Annotated in this window: 19 protein-coding genes; 10 read left to right on the top strand and 9 right to left on the bottom strand. The window is 53.1% G+C overall.

Features of this window, described 5'->3' with window-relative positions; translation table 11 throughout:
- Positions 1-36: 36 nt before the first annotated feature.
- Entirely contained in the window at positions 37-3,477 is a 3,441-nt protein-coding gene (gene mfd / locus HMPREF3119_RS14440) for a transcription-repair coupling factor (RefSeq protein WP_070580177.1), read from the bottom strand.
- A 239-nt stretch (positions 3,478-3,716) separates the two neighbouring features.
- Here mfd and lolC point away from each other — a divergent pair, with 239 nt between their 5' ends.
- From lolC to HMPREF3119_RS14395, 9 genes are all read left to right on the top strand, one after another.
- The gene (gene lolC / locus HMPREF3119_RS14435) at positions 3,717-4,919 is read left to right on the top strand and encodes a lipoprotein-releasing ABC transporter permease subunit LolC (protein WP_024473420.1); all 1,203 of its coding nucleotides are present in this window, start codon (positions 3,717-3,719) and stop codon (positions 4,917-4,919) included.
- Positions 4,912-5,607, top strand: coding sequence for a lipoprotein-releasing ABC transporter ATP-binding protein LolD (gene lolD, locus HMPREF3119_RS14430; protein WP_004238099.1), 696 nt, complete (start codon positions 4,912-4,914; stop codon positions 5,605-5,607). The genes lolC and lolD overlap by 8 nt, the downstream gene beginning before the upstream one ends.
- Entirely contained in the window at positions 5,604-6,851 is a 1,248-nt protein-coding gene (gene lolE, locus HMPREF3119_RS14425; RefSeq protein ID WP_036422738.1) for a lipoprotein-releasing ABC transporter permease subunit LolE, read from the top strand. Before lolD ends, lolE begins: the two co-directional genes overlap by 4 nt.
- An 85-nt stretch (positions 6,852-6,936) precedes the next feature.
- Positions 6,937-7,785: a Sir2 family NAD+-dependent deacetylase gene (gene cobB / locus HMPREF3119_RS14420; RefSeq protein ID WP_024473418.1), complete on the top strand. Its 849-nt coding sequence runs from the start codon at positions 6,937-6,939 to the stop codon at positions 7,783-7,785.
- Positions 7,786-7,836: 51 nt separating this feature from the next.
- Positions 7,837-9,069 carry a peptidase T gene (pepT, locus tag HMPREF3119_RS14415; protein WP_004238103.1) on the top strand — a complete coding sequence of 411 codons (1,233 nt, stop codon included), beginning with the start codon at positions 7,837-7,839 and terminating at the stop codon, positions 9,067-9,069.
- Positions 9,070-9,331: 262 nt separating this feature from the next.
- Positions 9,332-9,904 carry a fimbrial protein gene (locus tag HMPREF3119_RS14410; RefSeq protein WP_049241132.1) on the top strand — a complete coding sequence of 191 codons (573 nt, stop codon included), beginning with the start codon at positions 9,332-9,334 and terminating at the stop codon, positions 9,902-9,904.
- 49 nt (positions 9,905-9,953) lie between these two features.
- Positions 9,954-10,622, top strand: coding sequence for a fimbrial biogenesis chaperone (locus tag HMPREF3119_RS14405; RefSeq protein ID WP_015422828.1), 669 nt, complete (start codon positions 9,954-9,956; stop codon positions 10,620-10,622).
- Between the two features lie 7 nt (positions 10,623-10,629).
- The gene (locus HMPREF3119_RS14400; protein ID WP_046025127.1) at positions 10,630-13,032 is read left to right on the top strand and encodes a fimbria/pilus outer membrane usher protein; all 2,403 of its coding nucleotides are present in this window, start codon (positions 10,630-10,632) and stop codon (positions 13,030-13,032) included.
- A gap of 151 nt (positions 13,033-13,183) precedes the next feature.
- A complete protein-coding gene (locus HMPREF3119_RS14395; RefSeq protein WP_246829286.1) occupies positions 13,184-14,095 on the top strand; it encodes a fimbrial protein in 912 nt (303 codons plus the stop codon).
- A 61-nt stretch (positions 14,096-14,156) separates the two neighbouring features.
- Here the strand turns inward: HMPREF3119_RS14395 and HMPREF3119_RS14390 are convergent, their stop codons facing one another.
- From HMPREF3119_RS14390 to rluE, 8 genes are all read right to left on the bottom strand, one after another.
- Positions 14,157-15,278 carry a ribosomal protein uL16 3-hydroxylase gene (locus tag HMPREF3119_RS14390; RefSeq protein ID WP_004238108.1) on the bottom strand — a complete coding sequence of 374 codons (1,122 nt, stop codon included), beginning with the start codon at positions 15,276-15,278 and terminating at the stop codon, positions 14,157-14,159.
- Between the two features lie 112 nt (positions 15,279-15,390).
- On the bottom strand, positions 15,391-16,860 hold the full coding sequence (phoQ, locus tag HMPREF3119_RS14385; RefSeq protein ID WP_070580104.1) for a two-component system sensor histidine kinase PhoQ: 1,470 nt from the start codon (positions 16,858-16,860) through the stop codon (positions 15,391-15,393).
- 32 nt (positions 16,861-16,892) lie between these two features.
- Positions 16,893-17,567 carry a two-component system response regulator PhoP gene (gene phoP / locus HMPREF3119_RS14380; RefSeq protein WP_032098669.1) on the bottom strand — a complete coding sequence of 225 codons (675 nt, stop codon included), beginning with the start codon at positions 17,565-17,567 and terminating at the stop codon, positions 16,893-16,895.
- 173 nt (positions 17,568-17,740) lie between these two features.
- A complete protein-coding gene (purB, locus tag HMPREF3119_RS14375; protein ID WP_070580102.1) occupies positions 17,741-19,108 on the bottom strand; it encodes an adenylosuccinate lyase in 1,368 nt (455 codons plus the stop codon).
- 21 nt (positions 19,109-19,129) lie between these two features.
- A complete protein-coding gene (hflD, locus tag HMPREF3119_RS14370) occupies positions 19,130-19,759 on the bottom strand; it encodes a high frequency lysogenization protein HflD (RefSeq protein WP_004238114.1) in 630 nt (209 codons plus the stop codon).
- 2 nt (positions 19,760-19,761) lie between these two features.
- Positions 19,762-20,865 carry a tRNA 2-thiouridine(34) synthase MnmA gene (gene mnmA, locus HMPREF3119_RS14365; protein ID WP_004238115.1) on the bottom strand — a complete coding sequence of 368 codons (1,104 nt, stop codon included), beginning with the start codon at positions 20,863-20,865 and terminating at the stop codon, positions 19,762-19,764.
- Positions 20,866-21,035: 170 nt separating this feature from the next.
- A complete protein-coding gene (locus tag HMPREF3119_RS14360) occupies positions 21,036-21,500 on the bottom strand; it encodes an NUDIX domain-containing protein (protein WP_070580175.1) in 465 nt (154 codons plus the stop codon).
- Entirely contained in the window at positions 21,454-22,143 is a 690-nt protein-coding gene (rluE, locus tag HMPREF3119_RS14355; RefSeq protein WP_070580100.1) for a 23S rRNA pseudouridine(2457) synthase RluE, read from the bottom strand. The genes HMPREF3119_RS14360 and rluE overlap by 47 nt, the downstream gene beginning before the upstream one ends.
- Positions 22,144-22,283: 140 nt before the next feature.
- On the opposite strand from rluE, the gene icd reads away from it, so the two are divergent.
- On the top strand, positions 22,284-23,465 hold a 1,182-nt coding region (icd, locus tag HMPREF3119_RS14350), incomplete at its 3' end, for an NADP-dependent isocitrate dehydrogenase (RefSeq protein WP_246829285.1).

Here is a 23,465-nt window from a genome sequence, read left to right as displayed (position 1 = left end):
GCCGAAACCGGCACCTGACATAGAGGATGTTGTACGTTATAGCGGATGGACGGCAAACGCGGTCAGTAAATCCGCGACGAACTCAATGCGTTTGGTGCGGTCGGTCAGGTCACAGATAAATTTCAGTTTTGACGGGCCGTCCAGCCGGTACTGTTTCGGGTTATTTTGCAACAGCCCGATAAGATACGCGGGGTCGACATGATTTTTCTCACTGAACTCAACAAAACCGCCTTTCTCCTGCGCCTCAATCCGGCGGATCCCCAGTTCCTGTGCCTGTAAACGCAGACCCGCTGCCGCCAGCAGATGACGACCGGCATCCGGCAGCAAACCGAAGCGGTCAATCAGCTCAATTTTCAGCTCGGTCAGTTCGGTATCGCTGCGCGCGCTGGCAATCCGTTTGTAGAAGGAGAGGCGCATGTTTACATCCGGCAGGTAATCTTCCGGCAGCAGGGCCGGCATACGCAGCTCCACTTCGGTCTGGCTCTGCGTGAGATCTTCCAGTGACGGCTCTTTGCCGCTTTTCAGGGAATCAACCGCACTTTCCAGCATTTCCATATAGAGTGTGAAACCAACGCTGGCCATCTGGCCGCTCTGATCCTCGCCCAGCAGCTCACCCGCACCACGGATTTCCAGGTCATGAGTGGCGAGAGCAAATCCGGCTCCTAAATCTTCCAGAGAAGCAATTGCTTCCAGGCGTTTATGGGCATCGGTGGTCATGGCTTTCGGGTGTGGCGTCAGCAGATAAGCATAGGCCTGATGGTGTGAACGCCCGACACGGCCGCGCAGCTGATGCAGCTGTGCCAGCCCGAAATGATCGGCCCGTTCGATGATAATGGTATTGGCGCTGGGAATATCGATACCGGTTTCAATAATCGTGGTGCATACCAGCACATTAAAACGCTGATGGTGGAAATCGGTCATGACCCGTTCCAGCTCGCGCTCACGCATCTGTCCGTGGCCGACTGCCACACGGGCTTCCGGTACCAGTTCCGCAATACGGTTGCGGGCTTTTTCAATATTCTCCACATCATTGTAGAGATAATAGACCTGGCCGCCGCGCAGTACCTCACGCAGAATCGCCTCCCGCACCACCAGCTCATCATGCTGACGGACAAAGGTTTTCACCGCCAGCCGTCTTGCCGGCGGGGTGGCGATAATAGAAAGGTCCCGCATGCCGCTCATCGCCATATTCAGGGTACGCGGAATCGGGGTGGCGGTGAGGGTCAGGATATCCACATTGGCGCGCATTGCCTTGATGCGCTCTTTATGGCGGACACCAAAGCGGTGCTCTTCGTCCACCACCAGCAGGCCGAGATCATGCCAGTGCACATCGCTCTGCAACAGCTTATGTGTGCCGATAATGATATCCACTTTTCCTTCTCTGGTATCATCCAGCACCTGCTGCTGCTCTTTGGCGCTGCGGAAACGGGACAGAACTTCAATCCGCACCGGCCAGTTGGCGAAACGGTCACGGAAGTTATCATAATGCTGCTGCGCGAGCAGAGTGGTCGGCACCAGCACAGCAACCTGCTTGTGGTTATGGACGGCGAGGAAGGCCGCCCGCATTGCGACCTCGGTTTTACCGAAACCGACATCACCGCACACCAGCCGGTCCATCGCCACCGGCTGACACATATCGCTCAGCACGGCATTAATAGCCTGCTCCTGATCCGGAGTGGTTTCAAACGGGAAAGACTGGCAAAACTCGCGGTACTGTTCGCGATCATGTTTAAAGGCAAAGCCGGGTTTGACGGCCCGCTGTGCATAAATATCCAGTAACTGTGCCGCCACATCGCGGACTTTTTCCGCTGCTTTCTGACGTGCTTTGCTCCAGGCTTCACCGCCGAGTTTATGCAGCGGGGCGCTTTCATCTGCCCCTCCGGCATAGCGGCTGATCAGATGCAGCGATGACACCGGGACATACAGTTTGTCTTCCCCGGCGTAGGTGAGGATCAGGTATTCTGCCTTGATCCCCCCGGCCTCCAGGGTGGTTAATCCCTGATAGCGGCCGACCCCGTGCTCCAGATGCACTACCGGCTGACCGGGGCGCAGTTCCGCGAGGTTGCGGATCAGGGTGTCGGTGTTAATTGTGCGGCGGGTGTCCTGGCGGCGGCGCACCACTCGCTCACCCAGCATATCGCTTTCGCAGATCAGGACGCGCTGACGGTTGTTATCAACAAAACCGTGCTCGGCGGCACCGATCATGACATAAATACCCGGCACGGTAGCATCCGTCAGACTGCGGATTTCCGCCGGTTTGATTTTGATGCGCGCCAGCAGTTCCTGTACGCTTTCGCGCCGTCCCTCACCTTCCACCGAGAAAATCACGGCAGCCTCTGTGCTTTCCAGGAAGCGGCGCAGCGGGTCAAGCGGGGATTTCAGCTGCGGATTGACTTTCAGATCCGGCAGAGCGGTATAGCCGAGGTTGGTATTGGCGGCTTTGCGTGGCAGTTTGTCATTATTGAGCTGCACACGCGGCAGCGTTTTCATCTGCTGATTGAGTTCTTCCGGTGTCAGCCACAGCTGTGACGGCGGCAGTAACGGGCGCATCGGATCCACACCCCGGCTCTCAAAACGCTGTTGCACATCACGGCGGAAGCGGTCGGCGGATTCCTGTAAATCCTGGGTCACCAGCAGGGTGTTATCCGGCAGATAGTCAAACAGCGGTACCAGCGGTGCGGTGAAAAACAGCGGCTGCCAGTACTCGATACCGGCGGGCAGGGTACCTTTGCTGACCTGCTGATAAACATGCTCCGGGTCGCGGCGCACCTCAAAGGTTTCCCGCCACTGACTGCGGAACAACTCGATAGCATCTTTATCCGTCGGGAATTCGTGAGCAGGCAGAAGATTGATCGCATTCACTTCATCGAGGGTGCGCTGGGTGTCGACATCAAAGGTGCGCAGGCTGTCGATTTCATCATCAAAGAAATCAATCCGGAACGGCAGTTCGCTGCCCATCGGAAACAGATCCAGCAATGCGCCGCGAATGGCAAACTCGCCGTGCTCCAGTACTTGTTCGACACTACGGTAGCCGCCCTGAACCAGCTCTTCACGCAGCTTATCCCGCGACAGCTTTTCCCCTTTGGCCATCACCAGCGCATGACTGGTGAGAAATTCAGGCGGACACACTTTCTGCATCAGTGTATTGACCGGCAGAATCAGTGCGCCTTTTTCGAGGGTCGGCAGACGGTATAATGTGGATAACCGGTTGGAGATAATCTCCTGGTGCGGCGAAAAGCTGTCATACGGCAGAGTTTCCCAGTCGGCAAGGGTTTCTGCCGGGAGCGCGGTAAACTGGCGGATCTCATCCCGCAGCCGCAGGGCATTCTGCATATCGCGGGTCACCAGGATGACGGGGCCGTCGTGTTGTTCAATTATCGACGCGGTTTCCACCGCACAGGCTGCACCGGTCATTTCACCGAGCTGGCGGGTGTCTGCGGCACGGGCCGGGAGTTCATAGCGTGTTTTCAGCGACATTCGGTTTTCCATCGGGCTGCGTGTTTCTGTCAGGTAACAAGGTTCTGCCATACCGGAGTGGCTTGTCCGGGCAATAAAAGGCCGCCGCGCTGCCGGTCCGGAGGTGGTCTGATACCGGCAACACGCTGACCGTCAATGAAAAAAAACTGCCGCAAACGGGCGGGAGTGGTTCCATTCATCAACCGGAGCCTTTATTATCCCTGAACACTTCGCTTTGGCAACAGGGGCGTTCAGATTTCATGTTTCAGTCTGTCTCATTTTTAATCGGTCTGCGTTACATGCGGGGACGCGGCACGGATCGCTTTGCCCGTTTTGTCTCGCTGCTTTCCGCCATCGGCATCACGCTGGGGGTGACAGCACTTATCACCGTGACATCCGTGATGAACGGTTTTGAACGCTCATTGCAGCAGAGTATCCTCGATTTTATGCCGCAGGCGGTAATCACCACCGGAAACGGTGTGCTGGATCCGCAGACACATCCGGTCTCACAATTAGCCGGGCTGCGTGATGTGGTAAAAACCGCCCCGATTGTCACCGGTGATGTGGTATTGCAGAGCACCGGCAATGTGGGGATCGCCTCCGTGACCGGAATTGATCCGCTGGGGGATGAACCGCTGATGAATTATCTGGTGAATACCCGGCCGTCTGAGCTGGCGGCAGGTCAGTATCATGTGGTGGTCGGCGAGGGCGTGGCGAAACGCATGGGACTCAAACGCGGGGATAGTGTCCGTATCCTGGTGCCGAATGTGTCACAGCTGACGCCGATGGGACGCATCCCGAGCCAGCGCCTGTTTACCGTGGCGGGCTTTTTCTCCTCCGGCAGTGAATCCGATAACACCCAGGTGCTGATGAATCAGGAGGATGCGGCACGTCTGATGCGCTATCCGGCGGGTAATATTACCGGCTGGCGTCTCTATCTGTCACAGCCGTTACAGGTGGACAGCCTCAGTCAGCAGACATTGCCGGAAGGGCTGGTCTGGACAGACTGGCGCGTGCAGAAAGGTGAGTTTTTCCAGGCGGTGCGCATGGAGAAAAATATGATGGGGCTGCTGCTCAGCCTGATTATCGCTGTGGCCGCGTTTAATATCATTACCTCACTGGCCTTGCTGGTGATGGAAAAACAGACCGAAGTGGCCATCCTGAAAACCCTGGGAATGACACGCGGCAAAATTATGCTGATCTTTATGATTCAGGGGGCGGGGGCAGGGATCCTCGGCTCGGTGATCGGCGTTCTGCTGGGCACGCTGCTTTCGTCACAACTGAATATTCTGATGCCGCTGCTGGGGCTGATCCCAAAAGGAATCGCGCTGCCGACGGTCATTGAGCCGCTGCGCGTCATCACTATCGGCGCGGCTGCCATGCTTATCTCTTTATTATCCACACTCTGGCCTGCGTGGCGGGCGGCAGCGGTACAACCCGCGGAGGCTTTACGTTATGAGTGAGTTATTACTGGCATGTCGTCAGTTATGCAAATCCTATCATGAGGGCACAGTGGAAACTGATGTCCTGAAACAGGTTAATTTTGAACTCCGGCGCGGGGATATGCTGGCGATTGTCGGCAGTTCCGGTTCAGGGAAAAGTACGCTGCTGCATCTGCTCGGCGGGCTGGATTCCCCGACCTCCGGTGAGGTGATTTTTAACGGCACGGCACTTTCCGCCATGAGCCAGAACGCTCTGTCGGCGCTGCGTAATCAGGAAATGGGCTTTATCTATCAGTTCCACCATCTTCTGCCGGACTTCACGGCGGCGGAAAACGTGGCGATGCCGCTGCTGATCGGCGGTATGGCGCGGGATAAAGCGCTGGCACAGGCGGGGGAGATGCTGGAGCGGGTTGGTGTGGCAGCGCGTGCCCATCATCGTCCGTCTGAGCTCTCCGGCGGGGAGCGTCAGCGGGTGGCGATTGCCCGTGCGCTGGTGAATAAACCGTCACTGGTTCTGGCGGATGAACCGACCGGTAACCTGGATCAGCGCAATGCGCAGAGCATTTTTGATTTGTTATCCGAACTGAATAAAACCCTCGGCACAGCCTTCCTGGTGGTTACCCATGACCTCGCCCTGGCGGCGAAAATGGGGCGGCAGATGGAAATGCGCGACGGTATTCTGAATGCACAGCCGGAGACGGCGCTATGAATGCACTACCGCTGTCATTACTGACTGCGCTGCGTTTCAGCAAAGGGCGGAAACGGGCGGGAATGGTCTCGCTGATTTCCGTTATTTCCACCCTGGGGATCACGCTCGGGGTGGCGGTACTGATTATCGGGCTGAGTGCCATGAACGGCTTCGAGCGTGAGCTGGAGAACCGGGTGCTTTCCGTGGTGCCGCAGGGGCAGATTTCCACTGTTGAGCAGCCGTTTGATACCTGGGCGCAGAGCCTGCTGCGGATCAAAAATACTCCGGGTGTGGTGGCCGCCAGCCCGTATATTGAATTTACCGGGCTGGCAGAAAAAGGCAGTAAATTACAGGCCATGCAACTAATGGGTGTGGATCCGGTCACTCAGAAATTGGTGAGCGGATTGCCGGAATTTGTGGCGGATAATGCATGGGCGGATTTTCAGGCCGGGAAAAATCAGATAATCCTTGGTGACGGCGCGGCAAAATCCCTCGGTGTTGCGCAGGGTGACTGGCTCACCATCATGATCCCGAATCACGACAGCACGGAGCGCCTGTTACAGCCGAAACGCATCCGTTTGCAGGTCGCGGGGATTTTCCGCTTAAGCGGCATGCTGGATCACAGGCTGGCGCTGCTGCCGCTGGAAGATGCACAGCAGTATCTGGATTACGGTGAGGGCGTCACAGGTATCGAAATCCGCACGGATAATGTTTTCAATGCCAATGACGTGGTACTGCGGGCGGCGGAAGCCAGCCGTGAACATGTCTTCTATAAGAGCTGGATCAACGAATACGGTTACATGTACAGCGACATTCAGTTAGTGCGCAGTATTATGTATCTTGCCATGATTCTGGTGATTGGTGTGGCATGCTTCAATATCGTTTCCACCCTGATTATTGCCGTGAAAGACAAAAGCGGGGATATCGCCATTCTGCGCACCCTTGGTGCGAAAGACAGCCTGATCCGCGCCATTTTCCTCTGGTACGGACTGCTGACCGGCATGGTCGGCTGTATCAGCGGGGCGGTTCTCGGCACACTGGCGGCGCTGAATCTGACACCGCTTATCCGCGGTATTGAATTTCTTATCGGGCACAAACTGTTGTCCGGTGATGTCTATTTTATTGATTTTCTGCCGTCGGAGCTGCGGCTGACCGATCTGCTGTATGTGATCTTAACCACCATTGTGCTGAGCCTGCTGGCAAGCTGGTATCCGGCGAGACGCGCCTGCCGCCTTGAACCGGCACGTATTCTGAGCGGGCAGTAAAGCCCGCAGGAATTGTAATGATTTTTGAATCCGAAGTGCGGATGCATTACCCTGAACGGAGACAGTGATGAACAAAGGCCGGATTATGCGCAGAACGCACCGATTAAGAAAGTTACGCAAACAGCGGCGGATCCTGCGCCAGCGTTTTCACTTACGCTTTTTCTATCGCGATAAATGGATGGCCGGAAAAATGGATCAGTTTAAACCTAAAATTGTTGTGCTGACCGGCGCGGGTATCTCCGCCGAGTCCGGGATCCGGACATTCCGTTCGGAAGACGGGCTGTGGGAAGAGCACAACATCGAGGATGTGGCGACGCCGGAAGGCTATGCCCGCAATCCGCGTCTGGTGCAGCAGTTTTACAATGACCGCCGCCGCCAGTTACAGTCCCCTGACGTGCAGCCGAACCCGGCACATCTCGCCCTGGCGGAGCTGGAACAGGTGCTGGGGGATAACTTCCTGCTGGTCACCCAGAATATTGATAACCTGCATGAGCGGGCAGGTAGTCAGCGGATTATTCATATGCACGGCGAGTTGCTGAAAATTCGCTGTGCGATGTCCGGACAGGTTCAGTCGTGCACCGGTGACCTGTCAGCGGATGAGCGCTGCCACTGTTGTCAGTTCCCGTCACCGCTGCGGCCGCATATTGTCTGGTTCGGTGAAATGCCGTTCGGCATGGATGAAATCTATCAGGCACTGAATGATGCGGATATCTTTATCGCCATCGGTACCTCCGGGCATGTCTATCCGGCGGCCGGGTTTGTCCATGAGGCACGGCTGTGCGGGGCACATACAGTGGAACTCAATCTGGAACCGAGTAAGGTGCAGAGTGAGTTTGAGGAGTGTCACTACGGTCCTGCCGGGCAGGTGGTGCCGGAGTATGTCCGTCAGCTGCTGGCGCAGATTAACAACACTAAATCTGATTTGACGCAATAACTCAATTTATGTTTCCCCGATAATAAGAAATCAATGTTATTGGGGGAACACATGGATAAGTTATTAGAGCGCTTTTTCGGTTATGTCTCTTTTGACACGCAGTCGAAGCCGTCAGCCAAGCTGACACCAAGCAGCGACGGTCAGTTAAGGCTGGCGCGTGCTCTGGAAAAAGAGCTGAAAACGCTGGGGTTATCAGATGTCTCGCTGGATGATAACGGCTGCGTGATGGCAACGTTACCGGCGAATGTTGACTGGCCGGTACCGGTTATCGGTTTTATTTCTCACCTTGATACCTCACCGGATTTCTCCGGGCGTAATGTGAATCCTCAGGTTCTGGAAAATTACCGTGGTGGTGATATCGCACTCGGCATCGGCGATGAAGTGCTGTCGCCGGTAATGTTCCCGGTGCTGCACACCATGCTGGGTAAAACCCTGATTATGACCGACGGTAAAACCCTGCTGGGTGCGGATGACAAAGCCGGTATCGCAGAAATCATCACTGCCATGGTACGTCTGAAAAACAGTGATATTCCGCACGGTGATATCCGCATTGCCTTCACGCCGGATGAAGAAATCGGCCGTGGCGCGCAGTATGTGGATCTGAAAAAATTCGGTGCGCAGTGGGCTTATACCGTTGATGGCGGTGGTGTCGGTGAGCTGGAATATGAAAACTTCAATGCGGCGGCAGTTGCCATCCGTATTGAGGGCAATAACGTGCATCCGGGCAGTGCCAAAGGTGTGATGGTGAACGCGCTGTCACTGGCAACCCGCATCCACAGCGAATTACCGCCGGAAGAAACGCCGGAAAATACCGAAGGGTATGAAGGTTTCTATCATCTGCAAAGCATCAAAGGCACGGTTGAACGCGCGGAAATGAACTATATCATCCGTGATTTTGACCGTAACAATTTTGAAAAACGCAAAAGCAATATGATTGCGATTGCCGAGAAAGTCGGTAAAGGTCTGCATCCGGACTGCTATATCGAGCTGACGATTGATGACAGCTATTACAATATGCGCGACCATGTGGTGAAACACCCGCATGTGATTGAACTGGCCAAACAGGCAATGATTGACTGCGATATTGAACCGGATATCAAACCTATCCGTGGTGGTACTGACGGTGCGCAACTCTCTTACCGTGGTCTTCCGTGCCCTAACCTGTTTACCGGCGGTTATAACTTCCACAGTAAACACGAATTTATTTCACTGGAAGGCATGGAACAGGCAGTTTCCGTGATTATGCGGATTGCAGAATTAACCGCACTGGATATGAAGAAATAAATAATTCACATATCAATTAAATATTATAAAGGCCATCTTGCATAAGATGGCTTTTTTATTAAATAAACTGACTTAAATAAACAGTAAGATTCTTATGTTGATGTGATTTTTTATCACTCACTGATTAATCTTTGTTTTGTGTTTGTTTATCTCCTGCTGGTATAGTCATTCGCTTGTCAATATTTAGTGCATGATTATATCTGTTCAGATAATACATATCATAAGAAACATATATTTGTTGAATATTTAAAAGGTAATTGTTATGTCTTTATTTAAAAGAAAGTTAATTATTTCATCCTTGCTTTTATTTTCCTTTAATACATTTTCTGCGGATGATGATGTTAATGAAATAGCTCCGGAAATCGACGTCGCTGAGGCTAAAAAAATAACAGGGAATATCAAATTTACAGGGAAAATCACTGACTCAAGCTGTGATATTACACAAGAAGATAAAGATGTTTATCTGGGCGAGCATTCAGTCGCTAAACTGAAAAAAAATGATGACAGAACGGAAGAAAAAGCCTTTGATATTTCTCTGATTAACTGTTCATTAGCAATGACATCGCTGAAAATCAAAATGGAGGGCACGGCGCATGCAGACAATGCAACGCTGTATGCATTGGATGCCAATGAAAAAAGTGCCGGAAAAGTAGGGATCAGCATTGCGACTGCTGAAGGGCAGCAGGTAACGCCGGCAGGTGGCTATCGTGATATTCTGCTAAAGGCCGATTCCCGTGATTATACTCTGAATTATACCGCAGCGTATCAGGCTACCGGCCTGGCAACACCGGGTGAAGGTAATGCAACGGTGAATTACACTGTTTCTTATGAGTAACATTTAATACCGGCGGCAACAGGTGTTGCCGCCCCGGATAAACAGCATCATGAAAATCGGTTTTACTTTTCTTATTATTACTTTTCTGACAATGAGTCAGGCGATTGCTGCCGTGGTTGTCGGCGGCACCCGGTTTATTTATCCGCAGGATAAAAAAATGATCACAATTCCTGTTGATAATACGGATAAAAAATCAGCCTATTTAATTCAGAGCTGGGTTGAAAAAGAAGATGGCATGACGAAAAGTAAGGACTTTATTCTCACGCCGGTTATTTTTCAGCTGGATGCAGGAAAAAAAGGAATTTTGCGTGTCATGCTGAAAAAAACAGAATTTCCGGATGACAGAGAGTCATTACTCTGGCTGAATATAAAAGGCATTCCGGAAACAGATGAAAACAGAGAAAATAAACTTCAGATTGTTATTAATTCAAAGTTTAAATTATTCTATCGCCCTGCAGGATTAACTGAGCCTGATTATAATAAACTGAGGTATGAACGAAAAGGAAACAGAATAAAAATCATTAATGACTCACCTTTTCATATCACCGTCAGAAATATTTTGGTTAATAATAAGGAATATACTGTTTCGGAGATGATAGTTCCCTTTGAATCATTAACTGTACCGGTAACAACTATTCATAGTAATGACGAAATAACCATAAGCTACATCTCCGATTTTGGCGGGATTATTTCTAAACCTGTTGTTTTTGATAAATAATATTATTATGCAATTGAAAACACCTTATTTTTTTCTTCTGGCAGTGGTGATCGTTTTTCCTCCGGTAACCGTTTTTGCTGCACCTTATTTTAATCCGGCGGCGCTTGGTCTGGACGGAGATGATCCGGTGATGGATCCTGCACAGTTTCAGTATTTGCGGGAACGGCAATTTCAGGAAGAAGGCCGTTACTTCGTGGCTGTAACTGTCAATCAGCAGGCAGTCAGTGGTCAGTGGCTGGAGTTTCGTTATCATCCGCAGCAAAAAAGATTGCTGCCATGGGTGAACCGCAGGCAATGGCTGATATGGGGATTACGGCCGGATGCATCGCCGGCATTTGCAGAAACAGAAAATACAGCGCCGGTTGCGGATATTACTGCGCTGGTCAGCGGGGTCTCGCTGAGTTTTGACTCCGCGCGGCAGTCGCTGGATATTACTATCCCGCAACGTTTTTTTCTGACAGAAGCACAGCGGGCCGCAGATGCTTCGTTATGGGAACCGGGTATTACTGCATTTATGCTCAATTATGATTATCGCTTTTCGCGGGACAGTAACAGCTTCAGTCAGCGTACCGGACATACTCTTTTGCTGCAAAGTGGTGTTAATGCGGGGGACTGGCGGTTGCGGCATCACAGCAGGGCGGAACACCGTGAGGGTAAACTGACATGGCAGTCAGAGCGGTTGTGGATGTACCGTGCCATTGCTTCCCGGCGCAGCGAGTTACAGCTGGGGGAATTGTTCAGCGGGGATGTGCTGTTTGACAGCCGTGCGTTCAGAGGGATCCGGCTGGCTTCACAAAGTGATATGTATCCGCTGAATCAGCAGGGTTATGCACCGGTTATCCGCGGAATAACCGGTCAGAGTGCAGAACTGACTATCAGGCAGCAGGGAATGACTATCCGCCGTGAAACATTACCTGCCGGTGAATTTGTTATTGATGATCTGAATACGTCTTTTCAGGGAACAGAACTGGATGTCACCATTGAGGAGGCGGACGGCACTGTACAGCGTTTTACACAGCACGGAACCTCAGTTCCGGTTATGCAGCGGGAGGGCCGGCTCAGCTACACGCTGGATACAGGAAAATACAGAGGAAACAGAAATAATAACAAAGACCTGTTTGTGAAAAGTACGGCAGCATACGGCATTAATTCAGTCCTCACACTGTACGGTGGCGGCTATGCAGCACAACACGCTCTGAGCAGCGGTGTGGGGGCAGGTGTCAATATGGGAGCAGCAGGCGGGGTGTCCGCTGATATTCTGATGCGGCATACAACAGCAACGCAGCATCCGCGTTACCGGCTGAATTATCAGAAATTTTTTCCGCTGGCCGGAACATTGGTGAATACAGGGGCTGCACATGAGCAACAATCCAGGCAATGGCAGGTCCGGTTGCTGCAACCGCTGCCGGGGGATAACGGTACGCTGTCGGCAGGCTATCACTATAACCGCACAGGCCATGACGGGCGCGGATACCGGGCGATGATTAACAGGGATGCCGGCTATTCCGGTCACATCGGCCGGGTACATTACGGAGTGAATGCACAATACCGTACAGGCGGGCATTTTCGGAAGGCAGATAAACGGGTGTCTGTTGCGTTGTCGGTGCCGCTGGATTTTGCCGGACAACAAGCCCGCAGTCATTTTCATTACCACCAGCGGGCAGGAAAGGCTTCTCTGCAAACATCCGTGAATGGTTTGCTCGGAGATGAACAACGTCTCGGGTATTCAGTTACACACAGTTATCAGCAGCAGGGGGCTGCACATTACCGCGGGGCGGAGCTGCGCTGGCGTCACGACCTGGCCGATATCCGGGGACGTATTAATCACAGTCAGGGACACAATACCCTGAACGGGGATATACAGGGCGGGCTGATTATTCACGGTGACGGTATCACATTGTCACGTCCGCTGGGTGAAACCAACGGGCTGGCAGATACCGGCGGTACCGGGGGGATCCGTGTGGCCTCAAGGGCAGCGGCGCAGACTGACAGTGCGGGGTTCAGTGTTATTCCGCAACTGAGTCATTATCATCAGAATGTTATCCGTATCGACCCCGAAACCCTGCCGGATAATGCGGATGCGGATGATCCGGTCGTACAGGTGATCCCGTCAAAAGGAGCGCTGGTGCCGGTTCGTTTTGCAGTGAATACCGGTTATCGCGTGATTTATGCACTGCGGACTGCACAAGGCCCGGTACCGTTCGCCGCACGGGTGAAGGTGAAAAAAGCAGATGACAGCAGCGTCAGCGGTATTACCGGTGAGGACGGGGAAGTGTATCTCAGCGGGTTACCGGCTCAGGGGCATTTACAGGCTGTCTGGGGGAAAGGAATGCATGAGCAGTGCGGGGCGGATTTTACTGTCCCGGAAGATCAGCAGGGACTGATAACTCTCCCTCTGATATGCCGGTAAAGGAGAAGCAATGTTTACTCAGATCAGAGCACTATGCCGGGCAGTTTTTTTCCTGTGGCTGACAGCCGGATATATTCCGGCCGCTCCGGCCGGGGAAACCTGTGCACTTATCACACCGGAAACGACTCTCCGCATACCAGCCGGCTATATCATGGCTGCGTATAATGTACCGGTTGGCGGTATTATCGGGGAGACAATATTTTCGGATAGTATTGATGTCTCTCAGTGCCGGATCGACAGCGGCAGAGAGGTTGAATTTGTGCTGGTTGGCGGAATGCCGGGTAACAGAACACAAAATGCGTCGGGACACACTATCTATGAACTCTCCGGTGGTATCGGCTACAGCCTGGGGGCGGTGGCGGAGCATCCGGAATGCATGAAATCGTCGCGCTATGTGGACGGTCGTGATTCACCTGACAACAACACGGCCAATAAACGACTGTGTACGATCAGCAGCGGAATGGATCCGTCTCAGCCATATCGGGTACGGGCAGCGGTGACACTCTATAAACTGGAACATGAAATAGCTGTTCACCATCCGGGAGGCTATCTGGGTGAAATTGCTATGCGTGTGGGCGGGCACTGGGCTGCGGGATTGTATAGTATGCCGGAAACCAAAATCTATCTGGACGGATTTACTGTCCGGCAACATTCCTGTGATCTTGATCCACAAACAGAAACAGATGTGGATTTAGGTGTCGTATCGCGGACTGATTTCAGCGGCAAAGGGTCTGTTGCCCCGGGAAGCATCCGTAACCTGACTATTGCACTGCAGTGCAGCCATGTGACAACGGCGGATATCCGGTTAACAGGCAATGTATTTACTGCCAGAAACAGTCCCGGAACACTGAAGTTACAGCGGAGAAACGGCAGTGCATCCGGTGTGGGAGTCCGGCTGACAAATAAGGGGCAGCCGGTCACTTTCGGAGAGCCACTTTTATTTGATGAAATCACCACTCAGCGGGCCGTATTGCGGTTACAGGCCGCCTTTATACAGACGAGGGATACTATTGAGCCGGGCACGGCGGAAACAATTCTGAATTACACCATTCGTTACCAGTAAAAAAACGCCGCATAATGGTGCGGCGCTTTTATCTGAACGATGAATACAATTTTATTGCGGATTAATCATCAAAATACCAGTAACCGTTATTAATCAGCACTGTCAGCAGGGTCACAAATTCCGGATCGCTGAAGGCAACTCCCAGCATTTCGGCAGTGACTTCATCATACTGGCAGAGCACATCCGCTGCTTCAATATGCGGGGTTTTCAGGGCTTCGCCGTTAACGAAACAGGTATCACCGACACGCAGTACCCGCAGTCCATTGAGGCGGAACAGAGATTCCCCCTGTGACAGCAGTTCCTGAATTTCATCCGGGCTGTATGCCGGCTCCGGCGGTGCCAGATCCAGCTCATGGCGGGACTGGGAAATAAATTCACCGAACCACTTGCGGAACACATCCGGCTGGTCGAGCAGATCCTGCATCATACCATGCAGCTTGGTCAGTTCGCCCTGCTGAATCAGCGCCGGATTATCACGGAACGCCAGATCCGGGTCGCTGTAGCGGTAACTGCCGAGCTCATTGGCAATCACATAGTCGGCAAAGCCGCTGAACAGTTCGCGGGCATTCGGGGCGCGGAAACCGACAGAATAGTTCAGTGATTCCTCAATGGCATAGCCTTCGTGCGGGAATCCCGGCGGAATATAGAGGATATCGCCCGGCACCATTTCATCATCAATAATGGCATCAAACGGATCCACCTGTAACAGATCCGGATGCGGCGCGTGCTGTTTCATCGGGATTTTTTCCCCGACACGCCAGCGGCGGCGTCCCTGGCCCTGAATAATAAACACATCATACTGATCCAGATGCGGACCCACACCGCCACCCGGAACAGAATAGGAAATCATCAGGTCATCCATCCGCCAGTCAGACAGGCAGCGGAACGGCTTCATCAGTGCGGCAGACGGAAAATGCCAGTGATCAACGGCCTGAACCAGGATAGACCAGTCTTTCTCGCCCAGCCCGTCAAACTCCTGAAACGGCCCGTGGCGCACATCCCATTTTCCGCTGAAACGGGTGACGATACGGCTGTCGATTTCATCTTCCATTGCCAGCCCCGCCAGTTCATCCGGGGAAATGGTGTCGCGGAAATTGCGGAAACCGCCTTTGATCAGTAACGGACGTTTTTGCCAGTGGCTTTCCATAAAGGTCTGCCAGTCTATATTCAGTTCATAATCCATGTGTTCGTCCTCAATAAACGCCGTGATCAGGCAGATGAAGGGAGTATAACGGAAAAAGACATATTATATTCATGCATATATTTATAACTTGCCGGCAACAACAGACTGACTCTCAGTCTGTGTCTTCGTCGTGAACAGTCTGACGCCGGAATGTCACAGTAATACGGGCACCGCCCAGCGGGCTTTCAGTGACAACTGCGCCGCCGTCATACTGTTCCAGAATATCGGTGACAATTGCCAGCCCCAGTCCCTGACCCGGCCGCAGGGTATCAACCCGCTGACCGCGGCTGAAAATCAGTTCCCGTTTCTCCTCCGGCACACCCGGACCATCATCATCGACAATCAGAATAACCGCATCATGCTGCCACTGCGCCGTCACCTCGACAAACTCCAGACAGTATTTGCAGGCATTTTCCATAATGTTGCCCATGACTTCCATAAAGTCATTCTGCTGTCCCAGCCAGGTGATATCCGGCGGAATATCGACGGTAATATCCACGCTCTTGCGCTGATACACTTTTGACAGCGCACTGGCGAGACTGTCAATCAGCGCCGGAACGGAGGAAATGTCCCGCATCAGCACGGTATTGTCACCGCCGATACTGGCGCGGTGCAGATAATAACCGACCTGCTGGGAAATTCGTCCGATCTGCTCAAGCATGACAGGCTCGGCGGTTTCAATCGTCATATCTTTGCCGCCGCGCAGTGAGCGCAGGGTACTCTGCAGCACTGCCAGCGGGGTTTTCAGGCTATGAGTCAGATCAGAAAGCGTGCGCTGATAGCGGGTATAGCGCTCCCGCTCACTGTGCAGCAGCAGGTTCAGGTTACGCACCAGTCCGCGTAGTTCGCTGGGCGGGGTTTCATCCAGATCTTCCCGCTCGCCTTTTTCAAGTGCGCTGATCTGCCCGCTGAGAGCATTAATCGGCCGCAGGCTCCAGTGTGCGGCCAGCCAGATCAGCGGTGTGAGCAGAAACAGGTTGGCGAGCACCACGTAACCGAACCATTCCCAGACACGGAAGGTCTTCTGCAGATTCTGCGGGATGGTATCCACCACCACAATCGTCAGCGGCGGCAAGGTACCGGTTTTGCCGTAACGGCTGACAGACACGGAGTGGATCATCCGTCCGTCGTGATCATCATCCAGGTCATTAATCCGGATATCTTCCGTGGCAAAGAGCGGGGTATTGACCAGCAGGGATTTGGTGGCTTCCAGCGAGGTATTCAGATCATACAACCCCTCTTTGGTCAGCCATTTGGCCGGAATGGCTCTCTCCAGCGCGTCAATATGATACTGCCGCCAGAGCAGATTCTGATTGTCATCATAAATCAGCACCACAGACGGGGCATTCAGGGAGAAATTCGGCGGAAAACGGATATTGAGTTTTCCGTCATCCCACTGCGACAGGCTGTAGAACAGATTGCTCTGGCTGCGCAGCATGGTGTAGGTGGTTTTATCAAAGCTGACCAGGTAACCGACCAGCGCCACGGCGCCGTAAGAGAGCGTCATGGCGAGGATCACGGCAAACGTTGCCAGTAAAAACCGGGTCCGCAGAGAGAAAGGGCGCGTTGTCCGCCTGGTCATGCGCAATACCTCAGTGGCTTAAGCCGTGTCTGTTATTTCCCGGCGTCGAAACGGTAGCCCTGTCCGCGGACAGTGACGATGGCATCAATATCGGTAAATGCCTGGATTTTCTTGCGCAGACGGCCCATCAGCACATCAATGGTATGGCTTTCACGCAGTTCGGCATCCGGATAGAGCTGGCGCATCAGGGAATCTTTACTGACGACTTTACCATTATTCCGCATCAGTGTTTCAATAATGGTGTATTCAAATGCGGTCAGTTTGACGGCGTTACCGTCAACGAGGAATTCTTTGCGGGAAAGATCGATCACAAAAATGCCCAGTTCCAGTGTCTGGGAGGCGAGGCCACTGTTACGGCGCATCAGTGCCTGCATACGGGCAACAATCTCTTCCAGCTGGAAAGGCTTGGTGACATAATCATCCGCCCCGGCATTCAGCGCGGCGACTTTTTCCTGCCAGCTTTCACGGGCGGTCAGCACCATAATCGGGATTTTGACCTGCTGCTGACGCCAGCGGGCAATCATCACCATGCCGTCCTCGCCGGGCAAACCGAGGTCAACCACTGCGATATCCGGCTGACTTTCCTGAAGAAAATAATCTGCTTCTTTTGAATCTTCCGCCGCATCAACCTGATGGCCGAGCTCGCGGAGCTGAACCGTCAGATGATGACGGAGTAAATTGTTATCTTCCACGATGAGCACGCGCATACATAATTCCTTACAAAGACAGACATCCCAACAGGAAACGATGTGAATTGTAACAGTTTATATGAAGGATAGGGAACTTGTACGCCAAATAATACGCGCGATATGCGTTTAATCATAAAAAAAGAGGCAGATATCCTCTGCCTCTGTGTGATTAATTATCAGTGAGTTAATAATTACAACTCATCTGCCAGACGGATAGCGTCCCCGAGATAGTTTTGCGGGGTCAGGGTTTTCAGCCGGGCTTTTTCTGCGTCAGGCAGCTCCAGTCCGTCGATAAAGACCTGCATCGCCTGAGCATCAACACGCTTGCCGCGGGTCAGCTCTTTGAGTTTTTCATACGGTTTTTCGATACCGTAGCGGCGCATCACGGTCTGAATCGGCTCTGCCAGTACTTCCCAGTTCTGATCCAGTTCATCACGCAGATGTTTTTCGTTCACTTCCAGCTTGCTCAGGCCTTTTTGCGTGGACTGATAAGCGATCAGCGAGTAACCGATCCCCACACCCAGGTTACGCAGCACAGTGGAGTCCGTCAGGTCGCGCTGCCAGCGGGACACCGGCAGTTTGGTTGCCAGATGGCCGAGTACCGCGTTAGCCAGACCCAGGTTACCTTCTGAGTTTTCAAAATCAATCGGGTTGACTTTGTGCGGCATGGTGGACGAACCGATTTCACCGGCGATCGTCTTCTGTTTAAAGTGATTGAGGGCAATGTAACCCCAGATATCACGGTCGAAATCGATCAGAATGGTGTTAAAACGCGCCACGCAGTCAAAAAACTCAGCGATATAATCGTGCGGCTCAATTTGTGTGGTGTACGGGTTCCACTGAATACCCAGCGAGCTCACAAAGTCACCGCTGAATTTATGCCAGTCAATATCCGGATAGGCAGATAAGTGCGCATTATAGTTACCGACCGCACCGTTGATTTTGCCGAGGATTTCGGTCTGCTGTAACTGGCGGTACTGGCGCTCCATCCGGTAAGCGACGTTGGCAAACTCTTTACCGACGGTGCTCGGGGTCGCAGGCTGCCCGTGGGTACGGGAGAGCAGCGGTAGGTCGCGGTAGTCCGCCGCCATAGCACGGACAGTATCGATCATCTGGCGCCATGCCGGCAGCAGCACGGTTTCACGGGCGGTGCTGAGCATCAGGGCGTGAGAGAGGTTATTGATATCTTCGGATGTGCAGGCGAAATGGATAAATTCAGACACAGCGTGCAGGGCAGGCACGGCTTCGGCTTTTTCTTTGAGGAAGTACTCCACCGCTTTCACATCGTGGTTGGTGGTGCGCTCAATCTCCTTGATCCGCATTGCGTCGTTTTCGCCGAAATTCGCGACAATTGCATCCAGGTAAGCGATTGCGTCATCATCAAAAGCCGGAACTTCGGGGATGTCTGCACACGCCGCCAGTTTTTGTAACCAACGCACTTCGACCTGTACACGGAATTTCAGTAAACCGTATTCACTGAAAATATCGCGCAGTGCGCGTGTTTTGTCACCATAACGGCCATCGACAGGGGAAACGGCGGTAAGTGAGGATAATTCCATTGGTTGCAACTCCCGGTAATTTTAGTGTTGAGCGAGAAGATATTTAGCGGTGTCCACCAGGCGTGAACGGGAAAACAGCAACTGTAAACGGTTGCCGCCGACCTGGCGCCAGAGCACGGCGCTGCGGATCCCGCTCAGTAACAGCGAGCGGACTTTAGCCTGAATCAGGGTGTTACGCAGGATCTCCGGTGAGCCGGTCACCTGGATGCGCGGGCCGAGGCTGCTGATGTTGTCCACATAGATACCGGCGATGGTATTAAGCATAGCTTCCTGTGACAGCCCAAAATGGTCGCGCTGGTGTTCAAGATTATCAATACGGCGACCGAGCTCATCCATCGCGCCCGGCGCTTTGTTCAGGCGGCGCTCCAGCAGCATCACACCCAGCATATAGCGGGTCAGCTCGGCATTCAGCCCCTGAGAACCGGTCATATTGAACATCCCGGCGAACGCGGACAGGCCGGTATGCAGGTTCTGCACATTGTCGCCGTAGACATTCAGAACAGAAGACGGATTATTATTGATGATGCTGTTGATCATCACATCAACCGCATCATTATCTGTCTGACCTTCATGCGCCAGTTGCTGCACCAGGCGCGCGGCCTGGCAGATCCCGGCCAGGGCGAGGGTTATGTCTTCGTAATTTTTAGCCATAATCACTCCGTAATACGCGCTTCAATGACTCCGCCGCCCAGGCAGACTTCATCCTGATAAAAGACAGCGGACTGACCCGGTGTGACCGCAGCAACCGGGTTATCAAACCGGACACTGATTTTGTCATCACCGAGCGGGGTGACAGTACAGGGAATATCTTCCTGACGGTAACGGGTTTTCACCACACAGCGCATCGGCTGAGTCAGCGGCTCCCGCGATACCCAGTCCAGCTGCTGCGCGATAAGCCCTGCAGACATCAGACGCGGGTGTTCATGGCCCTGTGCGACAATCAGAATATTGTTTTCAACATCTTTATCGACAACATACCACGGCTCGTCGGAACCTTCACGGGTTCCGCCGATTTTCAGCCCTTTGCGCTGGCCGAGGGTATGGTACATTAGCCCGTCATGCTGACCGATTTCCTGACCATCAACCGTCATAATCGGACCCGGTTTGGCGGGCAGATAACGGGCGAGAAAATCACGGAATTTGCGCTCACCGATAAAGCAGATCCCGGTGGAATCTTTTTTCTTCGCGGTGATAAGCCCTAATTGCTCCGCAATCCGGCGGACTTCCGGTTTTTCCAGTTCCCCGACAGGGAACAGGCTTTGTGCCACCTGGTCGTGACTCAGTGTATACAGGAAATAGCTCTGATCTTTATTGCTGTCCAGGCCGCGCAGTAATTGCGTGGTACCGTTGATATCGCGGCGGCGCACATAATGTCCGGTGGCGATATAATCCGCCCCGAGATCTTCTGCGGCATATTCCAGGAAGGCTTTGAATTTGATTTCTTTGTTGCACAGAATATCCGGGTTCGGCGTGCGTCCCGCTTTATATTCTTCCAGGAAATGCTCGAACACATTATCCCAGTATTCCGCCGCGAAGTTGATGGTCAGCAGTTCAATGCCGAGTTTATCGCAGACGGCCTGTGCATCCGCAAGATCTGCGGCGGCGGAGCAGTATTCGGTATCATCGTCCTCTTCCCAGTTCTTCATAAACAGCCCGGTCACCTGATAACCCTGCTGTTGCAGTAAATAGGCTGAGACGGAGGAATCCACACCGCCGGACATTCCGACGATGACTTTTTTCTGGCTGTTATCTGACATGGCTGATCTCGCGGCGATTCGGTCTGCTCCGCAAACAGTGACGCGAAGAAGAACCGGGGAAAAAAACAAGCGCCGTACTTTACCATGATACGCACAGCGGCGCATCATTCAGGTGCGGGATCGGCACTTTTTTCGCAAAGAATTTTCCGCAGTCTGTTCCCCGCAATGCATTACGGCGCGACCGGTTCCCCGAACGCATCCCCGAACGTTCCCAGCAGCGAGAGTGGCAGCGGTTCGGCGGCAAACCAGGCAAACATACTTTCTTTTACCAGCGGGGAGCGCAGGATCGGACTGTGAATAATCTCATCCGCACTGACCCAGTGGCAGCGGTCGATATCGTTGTCCTGCGGGTGTGTCTCACATTCACTCTCCAGCAGCACACGGAACAGAAAACGGATAAACGGTGTGCCGTCCGGTGCAACCCACTGATGAATTTTCAGCAGGGCATCGGGAGCAGCACGGATCCCGGTTTCTTCATACAGCTCGCGCTCTGCGGCGGCAAGCAGGGTTTCCCCGGCTTCCAGATGCCCGGCGGGCTGATTCCAGGTGGTTTTGCCGTTAACGGTTTCTTCCACCACCAGAAATTTTTCACCGGCGCTGACCAGGCAGGCCACTGTCACATGAGGTCTGAATATCATTCACTTCTCTCCATTCGCCGGGGGCAAGGGTATCAAGGGCAAAATCACCAATCCGCACGCGGATCAGACGCAGGGTCGGGTGGCCGGTATGGGCGGTCATCCGGCGTACCTGGCGGTTACGGCCTTCCCGCAGTGTCAGTTTCAGCCAACTGACCGGTACCGATTTCCGCTCGCGGATAGGCGGATTACGCGGCCACAGCCAGTCCGGCTCATCCACCAGCTCAGCACCGGCAGGGCGGGTCGGGCCATCATTCAGAGTGATACCGTTACGCAACTGATTCAGCGCGTTTTCGTCCGGCACACCTTCCACCTGAGCATAATACACTTTCGGGGCTTTGTTCTCCGGCTGTGTCAGAGCTGCCTGCAATGCGCCGTCGTTGGTCAGGATAAGTAACCCTTCGCTGTCGCGATCCAACCGCCCGGCGGCGTACACATCTGTAACCGGAATGTAATCTTTCAGCGTGCTGCGTCCGGCTTCATCGGTAAACTGCGGCAGTACATCAAACGGTTTATTGAACAGAATAATTTTGCGCGGACCGCGCGGCCGGGGTTGGCGGGCAGCTTTCTGACGCGGATGGGCGCCTGCCGGACGGGATTGCGGCTTTCGGGAGATGCGGGAGTTCGTGGTTTTACCGGTCATTATCTTTTTTTTACATAAAAATGAGACTTACATTATAGCTTAAAACAGTTAGGATTTGCGTGATGCAATTATTCAAGTAGTATTGACAGGGCCATTACAAAAAATTAACAAAGCATTGCGCTTACATAAAGGAGAGGTTGATGGAAAGCAAAGTAGTTGTTCCGGCGAAAGGCGCTAAAATTACCATTGACGCAAAAGGCAAATTAATCGTTCCGGACAATCCGGTTATCCCGTTTATTGAAGGGGACGGAATCGGGGCTGATGTAACGCCAGTAATGATTAAAGTTGTTGATGCCGCTGTAAAAAAAGCCTACGGCGGTAAGCGTGAAATCTCCTGGATGGAAATCTACACCGGTGAGAAATCCACAAAACTGTATGGCAGTGATGTCTGGCTGCCGGATGAAACCCTCGATTTTATCCGTGACTACCGCGTGGCTATCAAAGGCCCTCTGACCACTCCGGTCGGCGGCGGTATCCGCTCCCTGAACGTGGCACTGCGCCAGATTCTGGATCTGTATGTTTGTCTGCGCCCGGTGCGTTACTACGCCGGCACGCCAAGCCCGGTAAAACAACCTGAACTGACTGATATGGTGATTTTCCGTGAAAACGCGGAAGACATCTACGCCGGTATCGAGTGGAAAGCCGGCTCTGCGGAAGCAGACAAAGTGATTAAGTTCCTGCAGGACGAAATGGGTGTGACCAAAATCCGCTTCCCGCAGGATTGCGGTATCGGCATCAAGCCGTGCTCTGAAGAAGGGACAAAACGCCTGGTCCGCGCAGCGATTAACTACGCGATTGATAACGACCGTGATTCCGTCACCCTGGTTCATAAAGGCAACATTATGAAGTTCACCGAAGGTGCCTTCAAAGACTGGGGATATGAACTGGCACGCGAAGAGTTCGGCGGCGAGTTACTGGATGGCGGCCCGTGGTTAAGCCTGAAAAACCCGAAAACCGGCAAACAGATCATTATCAAAGACGTGATCGCGGATGCGTTCCTGCAACAAATCCTGCTGCGTCCGGCAGAATATGACGTTATCGCCTGTATGAACCTCAACGGCGACTATATTTCTGACGCCCTCGCGGCACAGGTCGGCGGTATCGGTATCGCACCGGGCGCGAACATCGGTGATGAATGCGCACTGTTCGAAGCCACCCACGGCACCGCACCAAAATACGCAGGTCAGGACAAAGTCAACCCGGGCTCAGAAATCCTCTCAGCCGAGATGATGCTGCGCCACATGGGCTGGTTTGAGGCTGCAGACTTAATCGTTAAAGGAATGGAAGGGGCAATCGCTGCCAAGACCGTCACTTACGATTTC

It is taken from the genome of Morganella sp. HMSC11D09 (genome assembly GCF_001807955.1).
GTDB lineage: Bacteria > Pseudomonadota > Gammaproteobacteria > Enterobacterales > Enterobacteriaceae > Morganella > Morganella morganii.
The sequence above is the reverse complement of the archived record's forward strand: the minus strand, read 5'-3'. Positions and strand labels throughout refer to the sequence as shown.